Annotated in this window: 14 protein-coding genes; 7 read left to right on the plus strand and 7 right to left on the minus strand. The window is 73.2% G+C overall.

The window, feature by feature from the left end:
* Positions 1-79 precede the first annotated feature (79 nt).
* Positions 80-691 carry a dihydrofolate reductase family protein gene (locus ACFQ79_RS21700; protein ID WP_383585904.1) on the minus strand — a complete coding sequence of 204 codons (612 nt, stop codon included), beginning with the start codon at positions 689-691 and terminating at the stop codon, positions 80-82.
* Between the two features lie 170 nt (positions 692-861).
* Here ACFQ79_RS21700 and ACFQ79_RS21705 point away from each other — a divergent pair, with 170 nt between their 5' ends.
* Positions 862-1602: an SDR family NAD(P)-dependent oxidoreductase gene (locus ACFQ79_RS21705; protein ID WP_383585906.1), complete on the plus strand. Its 741-nt coding sequence runs from the start codon at positions 862-864 to the stop codon at positions 1600-1602.
* A 358-nt stretch (positions 1603-1960) separates the two neighbouring features.
* Here ACFQ79_RS21705 and alc read toward each other — a convergent pair whose 3' ends face one another.
* Together alc and allB are read right to left on the minus strand one after the other, a co-directional pair.
* A complete protein-coding gene (gene alc, locus ACFQ79_RS21710) occupies positions 1961-3079 on the minus strand; it encodes an allantoicase (RefSeq protein ID WP_383585908.1) in 1119 nt (372 codons plus the stop codon).
* Positions 3080-3082: 3 nt separating this feature from the next.
* Entirely contained in the window at positions 3083-4417 is a 1335-nt protein-coding gene (allB, locus tag ACFQ79_RS21715) for an allantoinase AllB (protein WP_383585910.1), read from the minus strand.
* Positions 4418-4754: 337 nt separating this feature from the next.
* Between allB and ACFQ79_RS21720 the strand changes: the two genes are divergently transcribed.
* Complete coding sequence (locus tag ACFQ79_RS21720) at positions 4755-5561, plus strand: IclR family transcriptional regulator (protein WP_383585912.1); 807 nt, start codon at positions 4755-4757, stop codon at positions 5559-5561.
* Between the two features lie 714 nt (positions 5562-6275).
* On the opposite strand, the gene ACFQ79_RS21725 is transcribed toward ACFQ79_RS21720, so the two are convergent.
* Positions 6276-6956 carry an ABC transporter ATP-binding protein gene (locus ACFQ79_RS21725; RefSeq protein ID WP_383585914.1) on the minus strand — a complete coding sequence of 227 codons (681 nt, stop codon included), beginning with the start codon at positions 6954-6956 and terminating at the stop codon, positions 6276-6278.
* Positions 6953-8032 (minus strand): ABC transporter permease, encoded by a 1080-nt coding sequence (locus ACFQ79_RS21730; protein ID WP_383585916.1) that lies wholly within the window; start codon positions 8030-8032, stop codon positions 6953-6955. Before ACFQ79_RS21730 ends, ACFQ79_RS21725 begins: the two co-directional genes overlap by 4 nt.
* A 112-nt stretch (positions 8033-8144) precedes the next feature.
* Here ACFQ79_RS21730 and ACFQ79_RS21735 point away from each other — a divergent pair, with 112 nt between their 5' ends.
* Together ACFQ79_RS21735 and ACFQ79_RS21740 are read left to right on the plus strand one after the other, a co-directional pair.
* Complete coding sequence (locus ACFQ79_RS21735; RefSeq protein ID WP_383585918.1) at positions 8145-9347, plus strand: sensor histidine kinase; 1203 nt, start codon at positions 8145-8147, stop codon at positions 9345-9347.
* Positions 9348-9352: 5 nt separating this feature from the next.
* Entirely contained in the window at positions 9353-9979 is a 627-nt protein-coding gene (locus ACFQ79_RS21740) for a response regulator (RefSeq protein ID WP_383585920.1), read from the plus strand.
* Between the two features lie 193 nt (positions 9980-10172).
* Here the strand turns inward: ACFQ79_RS21740 and ACFQ79_RS21745 are convergent, their stop codons facing one another.
* Positions 10173-10499, minus strand: coding sequence for a DUF5955 family protein (locus ACFQ79_RS21745; protein WP_383585922.1), 327 nt, complete (start codon positions 10497-10499; stop codon positions 10173-10175).
* A 199-nt stretch (positions 10500-10698) separates the two neighbouring features.
* Between ACFQ79_RS21745 and ACFQ79_RS21750 the strand changes: the two genes are divergently transcribed.
* The 3 genes from ACFQ79_RS21750 (at position 10699) to ACFQ79_RS21760 (ending at position 14569) form a co-directional block, all read left to right on the plus strand.
* The gene (locus tag ACFQ79_RS21750; RefSeq protein WP_383585924.1) at positions 10699-11325 is read left to right on the plus strand and encodes an NTP transferase domain-containing protein; all 627 of its coding nucleotides are present in this window, start codon (positions 10699-10701) and stop codon (positions 11323-11325) included.
* Positions 11326-11553: 228 nt separating this feature from the next.
* The gene (aceB, locus tag ACFQ79_RS21755) at positions 11554-13176 is read left to right on the plus strand and encodes a malate synthase A (RefSeq protein ID WP_383585926.1); all 1623 of its coding nucleotides are present in this window, start codon (positions 11554-11556) and stop codon (positions 13174-13176) included.
* 247 nt (positions 13177-13423) lie between these two features.
* Entirely contained in the window at positions 13424-14569 is a 1146-nt protein-coding gene (locus ACFQ79_RS21760; RefSeq protein ID WP_383585928.1) for a GDSL-type esterase/lipase family protein, read from the plus strand.
* Between the two features lie 58 nt (positions 14570-14627).
* Here the strand turns inward: ACFQ79_RS21760 and ACFQ79_RS21765 are convergent, their stop codons facing one another.
* Positions 14628-16427, minus strand: a complete 1800-nt coding sequence (locus ACFQ79_RS21765) for a hypothetical protein (RefSeq protein ID WP_383585930.1) — start codon at positions 16425-16427, stop codon at positions 14628-14630.
* Between the last annotated feature and the right edge of the window lie 20 nt (positions 16428-16447).

The raw sequence follows: 16447 nt of genomic DNA on the forward strand, positions 1-16447 counted from the left end.
ACACCTTTCGTGGCCCCGCCTGTCCGTCCGCGCGGGGCCCGGGCGGGCGGGACGCACGGGCGCGTGACGGCCCGGCCGGTCAGGCGTAGCTGCCGTACTCGGGGCGGCCCACGCGCTCGTACGTGGTGAGGGCGACGCCCGCGCCGGTGGTGCGCGCGTCGGTCAGCCGGAACGCGGTGGGGCGTACGCCGTCCGAGAAGAGCCGGCGGCCGCTGCCGAGGACCACCGGGAAGACGAGCAGACGCAGGGTGTCGATCAGGTCGTGGTCGAGCAGGGTCCGGGCGAGACCGCCGCTGCCGTGCATCTGGATCTCCCCGTCGGTGCGCTCCTTGAGCGCCCTGACCTCCTCGACGACGTCCCCGCGGAGCACGGTGGTGCCCTTCCAGTCGGCGGAGTCGAGGGTGGTGCTGGCGACGTACTTGGGCAGGGCGTTGAGCTTCGTGGCGATCGGGTTGGCGGGGTCCGTCTGCAGGGGCCAGTAGCCGGCGAAGATCTCGTACGTGCGGCGGCCGAGGAGGAAGGCGGTCGGCCGGGTGAAGACCCCGTCCATGAACCGTCCGAAGTCCTCGTCCCCGAACGGCACGGACCAGCCGCCGTGCGCGAAGCCCCCGCTGGGGTCCTCCTCCGGGCCGCCGGGGGCCTGGTGGACGCCGTCGAGGGTCAGGAACTGGGTGAGGCTGAGCGTGGCCATGGTGGTGCCCTTCGTCTCCGGTCCATCGTGTCTCAGCAGTTCAGACCGTGCCGTCCGGCGGAACTCATCGGCGGTCGGGTCGGCGTCCGATTCATGCCAGCGCCGGAACGCCCCCGCGACTTTCATTGAACCCGCAACCAGTTATCGGTTTCTTCCTACGGAGGTTCGGGATGTCCACGATGAACGGCACGGCGGTTCTGGTGACGGGCGGCAGCCGCGGGATCGGCGCGGCCACGGCCGTACGGCTCGCCCGGGAGGGCGCCGACGTCGCCTTCACCTACGTCAAGGACGAGGCGCGTGCCGAGGAGGTGGCGGCACGCATCGAGGCGACCGGACGGAAGGCGCTGCCGCTGCGGGCCGACGCGGCCGACGCCGGGGACGCGGCGGGCGCGGTGCAGTGGGCGGCGGACGCCCTGGGGCGGCTCGACGTCCTGGTGAACAACGCCGGTGTCGGTGTCCTCGGCCCGTTGGAGTCCCTGGCCCTCACGGACGTGGACCGGGTCCTCGCCGTGAACGTCCGGGCGGCGTTCCTCGCCTCGCAGGCGGCGGCCGGGCGGCTGCCGGAGGGCGGCAGGATCATCACCATCGGCAGCTGCATGACCCAGCGGGTGCCGGGTCCCGGCGGGGTGCTGTACGCGCTGAGCAAGACGGCGCTGATCGGCCTGACGAAGAGCCTCGCGCGGGAACTGGGCGGACGCGGCATCACGGCGAACCTCGTCCACCCGGGCCCCGTCGACACGGACATGAACCCGGCGGACGGCCCGTACGCGGAGGGCCAGGCGGCGATGACGGCACTGGGCCGCTTCGGAACCCCGGACGAGGTGGCCGCGATGGTGGCGTTCCTGGCGGGACCGGAGGGGCGGTACGTGACGGGCGCGGAGTTCTCGGTGGACGGCGGGCACGCGGCGTAACTGGCCGATGTTCCTGTGGACCCGGAAGGCCTCGTAGCGCCCGTAGGCAAGGGGCCGGCTCGAAACGCCCACCCACAGGACCGGCGAGTGAGCCGAAGGGCGCCGCCGGGGGAACGGCCCCGAGCGCCCGGAGGCCCCCCGAGGAACGAGGGGGGTCGAGCACGGTCGGGGCCGTGAGCCCGGCTGTAGGCGCCCGGAGGCGAACCGAGCCCTCAAAAAAGAGGAGAGGGGTTCGCGAGGGCGCATCGGTGCTGTCGTGCCGGTGCGCCCTCGCGGGCCGGGCGGGGTGTCGTACCCGCCCAGTTCGTGGGGCGGGCCGGGGCGTATCCCGGCCCGCCTTGTTCGTACGGCTCCGGGGTCAGCCGCCCAGTTCCTGGTGGCGGGCCGTCAGGCGGGCCGTACCGGCGTCCGTGAGGGAGCCGAAGAGGCGGAGGCGGGAGATGCCGCCGTCGGGGTAGATGTCGATCCGGACGCGGGAGCCGACCGCCGGGGTGTCGAGCACGAAGCGGTGGTTGGTGTCGGGCTGGAGGCGGGTCCGGGGCAGGATCTCGGTCCACTCCTCCGAGCCCTCGGCGGCGACGGACAGGGCGGCCCAGCCGGCGCTGTTGCCCTTGAGGTACGCGGTGTCGATCTCGACGGCGCGGACCTCGGACTCGGCGACCAGCTGGTAGCGGATCCAGTCGTTGCCCTTGTCGCGGCGGCGGCGGGTCTCCCAGCCGTCGTCCATCTTGCGGGAGCGGCCGGGCTGGATGGTGTTGGTCGCCGGGGAGTAGAAGCGGTCGGATGCGTCCTCGACCTGGCCGCCGTTCTCCAGGGCCGCGAGGTCGAAGGTGCCGAGCACGCCGAGCCACCGCGGGTCGGGGGCGACCTCGCCGTAGACGCGGAGGCGGGCGATGCCGCCGTCGGGGTGCTGGTTGACGCGGAGGTGGGTGAAGCGCTGCTCGACGTCGACGGCGAAGCCGTTGGCGGCGTGGCCGCCGACGGCGGTGCGGGGGACGAGCGTCGTCCACTTCACGTCGTCGGCGAGGAGCTCGTCGGGCGAGGGCGAGCCGGGGACGGAGGCGGCCTCGACGGAGACGGCCTGCGGGTAGTTGCCGCGGAAGTGGGCGGTGTCGAGGACGATGCCGCGGATGACGCCGGGCGCGCCGAGCCGTACGAGGGCCCAGTCGTGGTCGTCCTCGGTGGGGTGTGGCTGCTGGGCGGAGACGCCACGGCGGCGGCGGGTCTCCCAGCCGTCCATGATCTTGCCCTTGTGGCCGAAGTGCTCGGGGTCGAACTCGGCGGCCTCGGGCTTGAGCAGGTTCTCGCGCTCGGCGAAGAACTCGTCGTTGGCGGCGATCACGCCCGCGCCGAGGCGCCGGTCGGCGAGGTCGGCGTACTGGGTGAAGGGGAAGTCAGCCGTCCGGTAGTCGGCGTAGGGGTCGCCACCGCCGTAAGGGCTGGCGTCGCCGGTGAAGGAGGGTATGCCGGTGCTCACGGGTCAGTTGTTCCTTTCGAGGAGGCGGCCGGAGGGCTCTGCGAGGGTGCCGTGGTCGGCGATCCGCTCACCGCGCAGCCAGGTGGAGGTGACGACGCCGTTGAGGGTCTTGCCCGCGTAGGCGGTGATCCGGTTGCGGTGCTGGAGCTCGGCCGGGTCGACGGTGAAGGTGGCCTCCGGGTCGAGGACGGCGAAGTCCGCGTCGCGGCCGGCCTCGATGGCGCCCTTGCGGGTGAGGCCGGCGAGCCGGGCCGGGCCCTCGGACATCCAGCGGACGACGTCCGTCAGGTCGAAGCCGCGGCGGCGGGCCTCGGTCCAGATGGCGGGGAGGCCGAGCTGGAGGGAGGAGATGCCGCCCCAGGCGGACGCGAAGTCGGGCGTCTTGAGGTCGGTCGTGGAAGGGGAGTGGTCGGAGACGATGCAGTCGATCGTGCCGTCCGCGAGCCCCTGCCACAGCGCGTCCTGGTTGACGGCCTCGCGGATGGGCGGGCAGCACTTGAACTCGGTGGCGCCGTCCGGGATCTCCTCGGCGGTGAGCGTGAGGAAGTGCGGGCAGGACTCGACGGTGACCTTGACGCCCTCGGCCTTGGCGGCAGCGAGGACCGGCAGCGCGTCCGAGGAGGAGAGGTGCAGGACGTGGACGCGGGCGTTGAGCCGGCGGGCCTGGTTGACCAGGTTCTCGATCGCCGTGTTCTCGGCGTCGCGGGGACGCGAGGCGAGGAAGTCGGCGTACGCGCCGCCGGAGCGCTGGGGCGCGGCGGCGAGGTGGTGGGGGTCCTCGGCGTGCACGATCATCAGGCCGTCGAAGCCGGAGATCTCGGCGAGCGAGGTCGCGAGCTGCTCCTGGTCGAGCTCGGGGAACTCCTCCACGCCGGAGGGCGACAGGAAGCACTTGAAACCGTAGACGCCGGCGTCGTGGAGCGGGCGCAGGTCCTTGACGTTGTCGGGCAGGGCGCCGCCCCAGAAGCCGACGTCGACGTGGGCCTTGGCGCGGGCGACCTCCTGCTTGACGCGCAGGTTCTCCACGGTGGTGGTGGGCGGCAGCGAGTTGAGGGGCATGTCGAGGAGGGTGGTGATGCCACCGGCGGCGGCCGCGCGGGTGGCGGTCCAGAAGCCCTCCCACTCGGTGCGGCCGGGGTCGTTCACGTGGACGTGGGTGTCGACGAGTCCGGGCAGGACGACGTCGTCGCCGACGTCCTCGAGCCGGGCACCGGCGGGTACCTCCGCGTCGTACGGCAGCACGGCCGCGATCGTCCCTCCGGAGACGGCGATCGACGCCGGGCGTGTCCCCTCGGGGGTGATGACACGCGTCGAGCGCAGGACCAGGTTGACGTCCACCCGTACCCCTCTTCCAGTGCTTCAAGAAAAAATTCAACGAACTGTTGAAGGAGTCTTCACTTCCGGACGACATGTCGTCAAGGGCACACTTCCAGCATCGCCGCCGAGGCCGGGCGGCGCCGCACGCCACTTGGATGTTTCCACCAAGTGAAATGCAAATTCCGTACAGTAGAACGTAGCTCCGTACAGCCGGGGCCGACCCGGACGCCTCCGGGCCGTCGCCGACACCGGACAAACACGTCCTGACCGGCGCGGACGCCGACACCAGGACCATGTACCCCGGCCAATGGGCCGGTAGGCTGCTGCCTTGCCCGCCTGCCCCGAAAGGACCGTTGACGTGCCGACGTCCAGCGCCAGCACCACCGACGCCGCCAAGCCCGCCGCGAGCGGTGGCGTCCAGTCCCTTGAGCGTGCCTTCGACCTCCTCGAGCGGATGGCCGACGCCGGGGGCGAGGTCGGGCTGAGCGAGCTCTCCGCCAGCAGCGGACTCCCACTCCCCACCATCCACCGCCTGATGCGCACCCTGGTCGCCTGCGGGTACGTACGCCAGCAGCCCAACCGGCGGTACGCCCTCGGCCCCCGCCTCATCCGGCTCGGCGAGTCCGCCTCCCGTCTCCTCGGCACCTGGGCCCGCCCGTACCTGGCGCGGCTCGTCGAGGAGACCGGCGAGACGGCGAACATGGCACTGCTCGACGGCGACGAGATCGTGTACGTGGCACAGGTGCCGTCCAAGCACTCGATGCGCATGTTCACCGAGGTCGGCCGGCGGGTGCTGCCGCACTCGACGGGCGTCGGCAAGGCGCTGCTCGCGCACACCCCGGCGGAGGAGGTCCGCGCGCTGCTCGCCCGTACCGGCATGCCGGCCGCGACGGAGAAGACCATCACGACGCCGGACGGCTTCCTCGACGCGCTCGTCGCGGTCCGCGAGACGGGGTACGCGGTCGACGACAACGAGCAGGAGATAGGAGTCCGCTGCCTCGCCGTCTCGGTCCCGGACTCCCCGACGGCCGCGGCGATCTCGATCTCGGGACCGGCGGGACGGGTGACGGAAGCGGCGACGGAGAAGATCGTCCCGATCCTCCAGGAAGTGGCGCGGGAACTGTCCGCGGCACTGGCGAACACGACGGCCAACGGCACCGCGTAGCCCTGCGGGGCGGGGCACCTGGACTAGGTCCTGGACCCACCGGGGGCCCGTTCGGCACCACCGGGACGACCACCGCAAGCACGGGGCTACGGCCGGGACCCGCCACAGCACGTACGGCCCAGGCCGGACTGGCCGCCTCCACGCGTGCGCGTGATCTCCCGACCCGACGCCACGCGATCCGCGCGCTGCCCCTGCGGGCAGCACCCGCCATCCTCGCCTTGCCCACCCCCGTGTGGGCAATCGTCCCGCTGGGGCGGGACGGGTGGGCACACGGGACGGCGCACTCTGGCGGCGCCTCCGCCCCTTGCGCCCTGGCCCGCACCCCTCGTGCGCCGCACTTGTGGTGCGGGTTCAGGCGCGGAAGCCTAGGCCCGGCAAAGGGCGCCGTCCGTTGTGCCCACCCGTTCCGCCCCAGCGGAACAGATGCCCACAACGCGGGCGGCGGCGGGGCGCCAGCCCACGGCAAGGCCCGGGGGCGCGGGCTGCGGCAAGGCGCGGGCCGCGGCAGGGCCCGGGGGTGCGGGCTGCGGCAAGGCGCGGGGGCGCGGGCGGCGGGGCGCCAGCCCACGGCAAGGCCCGGGGGCGCGGGCCGCGGCAGGGCCCGGGGGTGCGGGCCGCGGCAGGGCCCGGGGGTGCGGGCCGCGGCAGGGCCCGGGGGTGCAGGCGCGGGGCGCGGGCTGTGGCAGGGGGCGGCTCGCGGCAAGGCTGGGGGGGTCAGACGGCGGTCGGGGTCGACAGCCGGCCGTCCTTGACCTCCACCACCCGATCCGCCCGCCCCGCATGCCCCCTGTCATGCGTCACCAGCACCGTCGCCGTCCCCCTCCCCACCGTCAGCCCCGCCAGCAGCTCCATCACCGCCGCCCCCCGTTCATGATCGAGCGCGCTCGTCGGCTCGTCGACGAGGAGGACCGCGGGTTCGTTCATCAGGGCCCGCGCGATGTTGACCCGCTGCCGCTGTCCCCCGGACAGCTGGTGCGGTCGGCGCCCGGCCAGGCCCGCGAGGCCGACCGCGTCGAGCAGTTCCAGGGCCCTGCCGCGGGCCGTCTTCGCCGGCCGCCCCGAGACGTGCGCCATCACCTGGAGCTGTTCCACCGCCGTGAGCGACGGCAGCAGGTTCGGCTGCTGGAACACGATCCCGATCCGCTCCCGCCGCAGCGCCGCCCGCCCGGCCGCGTCCAGCTCCCCCGTCTCCGTGCCGTCGACGACGACCCGCCCCCGGTCGGGTGTCACCAGCGTCGCGGCGACCGCGAGCAGGCTGGACTTGCCGGAGCCGGAGGGCCCGACGACGGCCGTGAGGGAGCCGGCGGGGACGGTGAGGGAGACCTCGTCGAGCGCGGTCAGCCGGCCGTCGCCGTCCGGGTAGGTGAGGGTGACGGCATCGAGGACGAGACTCATCGGGCACTCCCGAGCGCGGTGAGGGGGTCGACGGCGGTGATCCGCCGGATGGACAGCGCCGCCCCGAGGACCCCGAGCACGACGATCACGGCGGCCGGCCCGAGGACGGTGAGCGGTTCGAGGACAAACGGCACGTTCCCGCCGCTGACCAGCGCCCCGATGCCGACCGCGAGGGCGGTGCCGAGCAGCGTGCCGGCCGTGAGCATCAGGACGGCCTGCCCGAGGGCGTCCTTGAGGAGGTACGGGGTGGAGGCGCCGAGGGCCTTCAGGACGGCCACGTCGCCGCTCCGCTGGATCGTCCAGACGGTGAAGAAGGCTCCTATGACGAGGGCCGAGATGGCGAAGAGGAAGCCGCGCATGAGCTGGAGCGAGCCGTTCTCGGCCTGGTAGGACCCTATGGCGGTGAGGGCGCCGTCGACGGTTCGCGCCTCGGTGCCGACGGCCTTGTCGCCGGCGCCCCAGTCGGCCCCTCCCTCGCCGCGGAGCGCGACGACCGTGGCCTGCTCCTCCGTGGTGGTGCCGCTGTGGCCGACCCGCTGCCAGTCGTCGAGCGTCGTCCAGACGACCGGCGTGTGGCTGTACGAGGCATCGCCGGCGACCGCTCCGACGGTGAGTTCCAGGGGGCCGAGGCGGACGGGGTCACCGACGGCGACGCCCAGTTCGTCGGCGGCCGACTCCGAGAGCACGGCCTTCCCCGGGGCGGGCGCCACGGGTGCGAGGCCGCCCTCGGGCTCCGTACCGAAGGCGGACACGGCGGCGGTGCGGTCCCCGGCGGCGCCGTTGAGCGTCCGGATGCCGAGTGGCGAGGCCGCCGTCACTCCGGGCCGTTCGGCCCACGCGTCCCACTGCTTCTCCGTCACCGTCGAGTTGGTGAAGGAGACCGACTGCCCGGACGGCGGCGCCGCGAAGGCGAGCCGGTCGGCGGGCAGGCCGGTGATCGCGGAGATGTTCTCCCGCGCGAGGCCGGCGGTCAGTCCGGACAGCAGGCCCACGAGCAGGGTGATCAGCACGATCACGGTGCCCATGAGCGCGAACCGCCCCTTGGCGAATCCGAGGTCTCTCCATGCGACGAACATGCTGACCAGAGTGGTCGGCGAGGTGCCCCACGGGCATCGCGCCACGGATGGCTCCGTCATCAAACTTTCGGTTGAGCCCGGATCGTCTGCCGCTGTCTACGCTGGAGGGGACATGGCTCCCCACTCCTCCCTCCGCCCCGCGCCCCACTCCTCCCTCCACCCCACCCAGCGGCCCCTCACCCCCGTCCTGCGCGTCCTGCGCCTCTGTCTGCACCTGCTGATGGCGGGCCTGCTCGCCCTCGCGGCGGTACGGGCCCACTCGGCTGCCGGGACGGTGCTCGCGGTGGTGACGGGCGCGGTCTACGCCGCCGGGTCGTACCTGCCGTCCGTACGGGACTCGCAGCGGGCCGCCGCGGTGTGGCTGGGCGTCCTGGGCGCGTGCTGGCTCGGGATGCTGTGGCTGACCCCGGAGGCGCTCTGGGTGGCCTTCCCGCTCTACTTCCTCCAGCTGCATCTGCTGCCCGCCCGCTGGTCGCTGCCGGCGGTCGCGCTCACGGCGGTCGCGGCGATCCTCTCGTACGTGGGGCACGGCGCCGCGCTCAATCCCGGGGTCTTCATCGGGCCGCTGCTCGGCGCGGCGGTCGCGGTGGCGACGGTCCTCGGCTATCACGCGCTGTACCGGGAGAGCGAGCGACGGCGCCGGCTCATCGAGGAGCTGATCGAGACGCGGGCGGAGCTGGCGGCGGCGGAGCGGCACGCGGGGACGCTCGCCGAGCGGGAACGGCTGGCCCGCGAGATCCACGACACGCTCGCTCAGGGCCTGTCCTCGATCCAGCTGCTGCTCCGCGCGGCCGAGCGGGCACTGCCGCCGGACTCCCCCGCCGCGGGTCACATCGACCGGGCCCGGCAGGAGGCCCAGGACAACCTGGCGGAGGCCAGGCGTTTCGTCCGGGCACTGTCACCGCCGGACCTGGAGCACGGCTCCCTGGCGGCCGCCCTGGAGCGCCTCTGCGAACCGGGGGCCGGGCCGCGGGTCCGTTTCTCCGTCAGCGGCACCCCGGTCGAGCTGCCGACCCCCTACGAGGTGGCGCTGCTCCGTATCGCCCAGTCGGCGGTCGCGAACACGGTGCGGCACGCGGGCGCGTCGCGCGCGGAGATCACCCTGTCGTTCATGGACGCCTCGGTGACCCTGGACGTGGTCGACGACGGCGAGGGTTTTGAACCCGGCGCCGTGCGGCCCTCCTCCGACGGCGGTTTCGGGCTTCCGGCGATGCGGTCGCGCGCGGAGTCGCTGGGCGGCACGTTCACCGTCGAGTCCGCCCCCGGCCAGGGCACGGCCGTCGCCGTCTCCCTCCCCCTCCCCGCTGGAGCGTGAAGAGCATGACCATCCGTCTTCTGCTGGCCGACGACCACCCGGTCGTCCGGGCGGGCCTGCGCGCGGTCCTGGACACGGAGCCGGACTTCGCCGTCGTCGCGGAGGCGGCGACGGCCGAGCGAGCGGTGGAGCTGGCCGCGGCCGGGGGTGTGGACGTGGTCCTGATGGACCTGCAGTTCGGCTCCGGGATGCACGGTTCGGAGGCGACGGCGGCGATCACTGCGGTGCCCGACGGGCCGAAGGTGCTGGTCCTGACGACGTACGACACGGACGCGGACATTCTGGCGGCAGTGGAGGCGGGCGCCTCGGGCTATCTCCTGAAGGACGCGCCGCCGGAGGAGCTGGCGGCGGCGGTCCGTACGGCGGCGGCCGGGCAGTCGGCCCTCGCCCCGGCGGTGGCGCACCGGCTGATGGACCGGATGCGGACCCCGGCGGAGGCGCTGACCAAGCGCGAGCTCGAGGTGCTCCAGCTGGTGGGCGAGGGCCTGTCGAACCAGCAGATCAGCAAGGTGCTGTTCCTGAGCCAGGCGACGGTGAAGTCCCATCTGGTGCATGTCTTCGCGAAGCTGGGCGTGGACTCCCGTACGGCGGCGGTGGCGGCGGCGACGGCCCGCCGCCTGATCAGGCGCTAGCCTCCTCCGGCCACCGCGCACCTGTCACACCGCGCACGTGCCACACCCAGGCTGTCCCCCGCACACCCGCCGCGCCGCGCCATAGCCGGCCCCTGGACACCCGTCGCGCCACAGGCAGTCGCCGCGCACCCGTCACGCCGCAGGCGGCCCCTGGACACCCGTCACGCCGCAGCCGTCCCCGCAGTCCCGTCCGTCAGTCGACCGGCCCCCGGGGCGTCGGCGGCCCGAAGAGTTCCACCGCCCGTCTGACCCCGGCGAGCCCTTCCGCGAGCGCGCTGACGGAACCGACCGATCCCGCGACGAGCAGCAGCGAGCGACGCAGCCGCCGTACCTCGGGGGCTCCGCTGAGCGCCATCGCGTCGAGCGCCGCGAGTTCGTCCTCGGCGATGCCACGGTCGGCGAACTCGAGACGGTGGGCGGCCAGTTCACGTCGGAGCCGGGACACGGCGGACCGCAGTTCGGCCACCCTCGGGTCCACGCCCTCGCCGGTCACTCGCCTCTGCCCCACGCTTCGCAACATGGTTCTCCCCCTCGCACGACACTGTGCGCAGAACTCCATACTCCGAGCACCCGGAGCAGCGCTCCGAGCCGACCCCCGGGCGGTGGTCGGGCGCCGTGAGTTGCGGGTCAGTTAACTCCTTCGCCACCCCACCGCGCCACCCTTCGCCCGGGTAATTCAGGCGACCGTGTGATTCCGCCTGATGAGGTATGCAGTCCCCATGACAACAGCGCATGACCGAACGGATGTCCACACGCCACTCGTCGCCGGACTGCTGCTCGCCGCCGGGGGCGGGCGGCGGCTCGGCGGGCGGCCCAAGGCGCTGCTCACACACCGGGGACGGCCCCTGGTCGAGCACGCCGTGGGGGTGCTGCGCGCGGCCGGGTGCGAGGTGGTGCACGTGGTGCTGGGCGCGTCGGCCGAGGCCGTACGGGAGCGTGCGGAGCTGCCCGGGTGCGTGCTCGTGGACAACCCGGAGTGGGCTGAGGGGATGGGTTCCTCGCTGCGGGCGGGGCTCGACTCGCTTGCCGCCGATCCGCGCGGGGTCGACGCGGCGCTCGTCCTGCTGGTCGACCAGCCGGGGATCGGGGCGGAGGCGGTGGCCCGGGTCCGGGCGGCGTACTTCTCGCGGGATTCGCTGGCGGCGGCCTCGTACGACGGGCAGCGCGGCCATCCGGTGCTGTTCGGCGCCGGGCACTGGGCGGGGATCGCCGAGCTCGCCGTGGGCGACCGGGGCGCGCGGGACTATCTGGCGGCACACCGGGATGCGATCACCCCGGTGGACTGTTCGGATGTGGCCGAGCCCTATGACATCGACACGGAGGAGGATCTGGCGCACTTGGAGTGAAGGGTGTGGCACCGAGCGCCATGGTCTGTCGACGCGGAGAATCTCGACATCAACAAACCATTGAACTTCCACCATGAGGAAACTAGTATCCACTGTTCAGAAGCGCCTGTCCGTTCAGAAGGCGCTTGCGGCCGTATCTCGGCGCCTGCGGCACTGCGTGCCGTCCCGCGACGCCCGGCGGCCGTCTGTGGCACCGCCCGTGAAGTCCGCTGAAGGAAGTGACAGTTCATGTCCGCACCAGCGCCGTCCCCCCTGGCCGTCGTCGATGCCGAGCCCCTGCCGCGTCAGGAAGAGGTGCTCACCGAGGCCGCCCTGGCCTTCGTCGCCGAACTGCACCGGCGGTTCACCCCGCGCCGGGACGAGCTCCTCGCCCGCCGAGCGGAGCGTCGCGCCGAGATCGCCCGCACGTCCACCCTGGACTTCCTGCCGGAGACCGCGGCGATCCGCGCCGACGACTCCTGGAAGGTCGCGCCGGCCCCGGCGGCCCTGAACGACCGCCGGGTCGAGATCACGGGCCCGACCGACCGCAAGATGACGATCAACGCGCTCAACTCCGGCGCCAGGGTCTGGCTCGCCGACTTCGAGGACGCCTCCGCGCCGACCTGGGAGAACGTGGTCCTGGGCCAGCTCAACCTGATCGACGCGTACGCCCGGAAGATCGACTTCACGGACCCGCGCTCGGGCAAGTCGTACGCCCTCAAGCCGGCCGGCGAGCTGGCGACGGTCGTCATGCGGCCCCGCGGCTGGCACCTGGAGGAGCGTCACCTCACCTTCGACGGCCGCCCGGTCCCCGGCGCGCTCGTCGACTTCGGTCTGTACTTCTTCCACAACGCCCAGCGGCTGATCGACCTCGGCAAGGGCCCGTACTTCTACCTGCCGAAGACGGAGTCGCACCTGGAGGCCCGCCTCTGGAACGAGATCTTCGTCTTCGCCCAGGACTACGTCGGCATCCCGCAGGGCACCGTCCGCGCCACGGTCCTCATCGAGACCATCACGGCCGCGTACGAGATGGAGGAGATCCTCTACGAACTCCGCGACCACGCCGCCGGGTTGAACGCGGGCCGCTGGGACTACCTGTTCTCCATCGTCAAGAACTTCCGTGACGGCGGCGCCAGGTTCGTCCTTCCGGACCGCAACGCGGTCACGATGACGGCCCCGTTCATGCGCGCGTACACCGAGCTCCTCGTGCGCACCTGCCACAAGCGCGGCGCGCACGCGATCGGCGGCATGGCGGCGTTCATCCCGTCCCGCAAGGACGCCGAGGTCAACAAGGTGGCGTTCGAGAAGGTCAAGGCCGACAAGGACCGCGAGGCCGGCGACGGCTTCGACGGCTCGTGGGTCGCCCACCCCGACCTGGTCCCGATCGCGATGGCCTCCTTCGACGCCGTCCTCGGCGAGAAGCCGAACCAGAAGGACCGCCTCCGCGAGGACGTCTCCGTCGCGGCCGGCGACCTGATCGCCATCGACTCGCTGGACGCCAGGCCCACGTACGCGGGCCTGGTCAGCGCCGTGCAGGTCGGCACCCGCTACATCGAGGCATGGCTGCGCGGCCTCGGCGCCGTCGCCATCTTCAACCTGATGGAGGACGCGGCCACCGCCGAGATCTCGCGCTCGCAGATCTGGCAGTGGATCAACGCGGGCGTGGTCTTCGAGAACGGCGAGAAGGCCACTCCGGAGCTGGCCCGCAAGGTCGCCGCCGAGGAACTGGACGCGATCCGCAAGGAGATCGGCGAGGAGGCCTTCGCGGCCGGCAAGTGGCAGCAGGCGCACGACCTGCTCCTGCACGTCTCCCTCGACGCCGACTACGCGGACTTCCTGACGCTCCCCGCGTACGAGCAGCTGGTCGGCTGATCCCGCAGCAGCACCGCTGACCCGACGGCCCGCACAGCGGTCGGACAGCAGGTGAACAGGGCTTCGTTCCCGGTGTCGCACAGCACCGGGGACGGGGCCCTGTTCCCGTTCCTGTGGCCCCACAGGGGACGTGACGCAACCGAGATATGCAGCTACCTAGCGGTAACAAGCCACTGGGTGACAGATTCCGCCATGCCACCGGCCGGCGGCTGTCCCCCACGTCACTGCGTACCGCAGGAGCACAGCCATGCCTTCGACCCCCCACCGTGCGCTGCGCGCACTCCTGGCACTGTGTACCGCCGCCGGGCTCGCCTCCGTCGCCGCCCCCACAGCCACCGCCTCCCCCGGCACCGGCCCCACCGCCGTCGTCACCATGGGCGACAGCTACATCTCCGGGGAGGCAGGCCGCTGGCTGGGCAACAGCCTCACCAACTCGGGCAACCGCAACGGCACCGACCGCGCCTGGACGGGCAGCGGTTACGACCCGTCCCGGGTGTACGGCGCCACCGCGGGCGGCTGCCACCGCTCGGACACCGCCGAGGTGCGGAGCGCGGGACCGCTCGCGAGCGCCCTGATCAACCTGGCCTGCTCCGGGGCGACGACCGAGAACGTCATCCGCGCCGCGCAGGGCGGCCGCGCCTACAAGGGCGAGGCCCCGCAGGCCGACCAGCTCGCGGCCGTCGCCGCCTCGCACGACGTGGAGCTGATCGCGCTCTCCATCGGCGGCAACGACCTCGGCTTCGCCGACATCATCGCCACCTGCGCCAAGGACTACATCGTCTGGTACTCGTACTGCCACGACGACCAGCAGGCCGAGGTCGACGCCCGGATCGACGGCGTGATGGCGGACGTCGGCCGCTCGGTCGACGAGATCCGGGCCGTGATGACGGGCGCCGGATACGCCTCCTCCGACTACCGGATCGTCCTCCAGTCCTACCCCTCCCCCCTCCCCCGCGCCGCCGAGAACCGGTACGGCGAGAGCGGCTGGACCCGTACGAACACCGGCGGCTGCCCCTTCTGGAACGCCGACGCCGACTGGGCCCGCGACTCCCTCGTCCCGCAGCTCGCCAACCGTCTGAAGGGCGTCGCGGCGGCCAAGGGCGTGCAGTTCATGGACCTGCGGGACGCGCTCCAGGGGCGTGAGGTGTGCGCGAAGGCGAGCCGTCAGGTGACGTCGACGGCAGCGGCCTCGGGGACGACGAGCGAGTGGGCGCGCTGGATCGACAGCCAGAGCACGCAGGGACTCGTCCAGGAGTCCATGCACCCCAACGCCTACGGCCAGCAGGCCCTCGGCCGCTGTCTGGCCCTGGTCCACGCCCGCCCGACGGGCAACCACAGCTGCCGGAACACGGCGGGTTCGGGACCGTCGGCGATGTACCTCGCGGCGGGGTAGCGACCGAGCGGGGTAGCGACCGAGCGGGGTAGCGACCGAGCGGGGTAGCCGCCGAGGGCTACGGCGCCAGGCCGAGCGGACCGAGGACCCGCTCGGCCTCGTGCCGGTCCGCCGCCCGCATCGCCCGGACCAGGGCGGCGGAACCCCCCGGCCAGGCGGCGGCCGCCTCGTCGAAGGCGGCACGGCGGGACTCCAGGGGCCCCTTCTTGGCGGGCAGCGCGTCGAGCACGAACAGCGCCCGTGCCGAGATCCCCACCTGGATCAGGTCCGAGGGCTCTCCCCGCGCGCGCAGGGCCTGATGGGCGTACGCGCCGATCACCGGGTCGCGCAGGGCTCCGCGCAGGGCATCGGGCGGGGCGGCGGCGGTGTCGAGGACGGCGAGGAGCCCGCGGGTGGCGGCGGCGTCCGTGGTGCCGGCGTGGACGGTGCCGAGGGCGGACAGCAGCCGGGACCAGGCGTCGGCGGAGTCCCCGCGCGCGTGGAGCCAGTCGGCGAGCACGCGCGAGGCCACGCCCGTGGGCCAGCCCACGGCGGCGGCCACCGCCTCGGAGGCGGACCACGCCCTGGCCTCGGCGGCGTCGGGGGCGGCGATCCCGCGTACGCCGAGGAGGTAGCGGACGACGCCGGCGCCGCGCGGGGTGAGTCCGAAGGCGTCGCCGGAGCGGAAGACCAGGCCTGTGGCGGCGAGTCGGTCGACGACGGCGGCGAGGTCACGGGCGGGGCCCTCGAGCCGGGCCCGGTCGGTCTCCGTCAGATCGGTCGTCCCGAGGAGCCGTACGAGCTCGGTGACGGGTGGAACGAGGTGCGAGGACTCGAACGCCCCGTCCGGCACCGCCGCCGGTACGGGTACGGGCAGGTCCTCCACGGCCGGATCGACGGCCCAGTCCTCGTACTCGGCGGCCTTGCGGGCGACGGACTCGGCCGAGCAGCCGCCCCGGTAGACCACGTACAGCAGGTGCGGAGCCTCGCCCCCGTAGGGCTCGAACTCCTCCTCGGACAGCTCCTCGACGGCGGTGATGAGGGTGTCGGCGTCCTCCTCGACGGGCCCCGCCTCGATCACGGGCGGCGGGGGCACGGGGACGGAGATGTCGCCGTAGTGGTCGAGGTGCTCGTCCAGGAGGGCGTCGGCCAGGACGAGGTGGGGGAAGTCGTCGGGTCCGGGCGCGAAGCGCGCGTACGGTCCGGCGAGCTGCTCGGCGAGCCCGGCGGCGGTCCACCGGTCCTGGAGCGCGGCGGCCACCTGCGCGATGCCGGTCGCGACGGCGTGGTCGGTGAGCAGCGGCCCGGCGGCGGGCGGCGCTTCGGCGTCCCGTACGTACGCGCGTGTGAGGGCCTCGGCGAGCAGCACGTCGGCGAGGGCCGTACGCCCCATGAGGTCGGCCCGGTGCACCCCGGTGGGCAACGGCGCCCCGTCGAGGGCGGCGAGCCTGCGCCGTACGTCCTCGGGATCGGCGAGGTCGGCGCCGCAGGTGCGCAGGAGCGAGGCGTACCACCGGTGCCAGGTCAGGTTCCCCGGGTCGGTCATGGCCCGCTCGAAGTCACCGGCGGCCTCCCGGACGGCCACGGCGACCTCCTCGCCCCGGCCCCCGTCGAAGCGCGCCGCGAGCCGGCCGACCACGGCCGGATAGACGGCGAGCGCCCCGGGCGCCACGTACACGAACGTCGGCAGGTCCTCGACGAGCAGCTGTCGTACGAGCCCGGGCGTCGGCTCGGGCACCCCCGACTTCCGGTCGGCCCCCCGGAGGGCGAGAAGACCCAGCACCGCCTCGGCGGCACGCACGAAATCGGGATCGCGGCGCTCGGGTGCTCCGTCGAGGAAGCTGTCGAGCCCGGTGTTGGTGAGAACGGTCTCGGCCACGCTTCCCAGGGTAGTTCGGC

The sequence above is a fragment of the Streptomyces sp. NPDC056480 genome (genome assembly GCF_042795405.1).
Lineage (GTDB): Bacteria > Actinomycetota > Actinomycetes > Streptomycetales > Streptomycetaceae > Streptomyces.

Excerpts from the sequence above, each read along its gene's own strand:
- ACFQ79_RS21700 (WP_383585904.1), bottom strand. The coding sequence starts at position 691 with ATGGCCACGCTCAGCCTCACCCAGTTCCTGACCCTCGACGGCGTCCAC.
- ACFQ79_RS21705 (WP_383585906.1), top strand. The coding sequence starts at position 862 with ATGTCCACGATGAACGGCACGGCGGTTCTGGTGACGGGCGGCAGCCGC.
- ACFQ79_RS21725 (WP_383585914.1), bottom strand. The coding sequence starts at position 6,956 with ATGAGTCTCGTCCTCGATGCCGTCACCCTCACCTACCCGGACGGCGAC.
- ACFQ79_RS21730 (WP_383585916.1), bottom strand. The coding sequence starts at position 8,032 with ATGTTCGTCGCATGGAGAGACCTCGGATTCGCCAAGGGGCGGTTCGCG.
- ACFQ79_RS21735 (WP_383585918.1), top strand. The coding sequence starts at position 8,145 with ATGGCTCCCCACTCCTCCCTCCGCCCCGCGCCCCACTCCTCCCTCCAC.
- ACFQ79_RS21740 (WP_383585920.1), top strand. The coding sequence starts at position 9,353 with ATGACCATCCGTCTTCTGCTGGCCGACGACCACCCGGTCGTCCGGGCG.
- ACFQ79_RS21745 (WP_383585922.1), bottom strand. The coding sequence starts at position 10,499 with ATGTTGCGAAGCGTGGGGCAGAGGCGAGTGACCGGCGAGGGCGTGGAC.
- ACFQ79_RS21750 (WP_383585924.1), top strand. The coding sequence starts at position 10,699 with ATGACAACAGCGCATGACCGAACGGATGTCCACACGCCACTCGTCGCC.
- aceB (WP_383585926.1), top strand. The coding sequence starts at position 11,554 with ATGTCCGCACCAGCGCCGTCCCCCCTGGCCGTCGTCGATGCCGAGCCC.
- ACFQ79_RS21760 (WP_383585928.1), top strand. The coding sequence starts at position 13,424 with ATGCCTTCGACCCCCCACCGTGCGCTGCGCGCACTCCTGGCACTGTGT.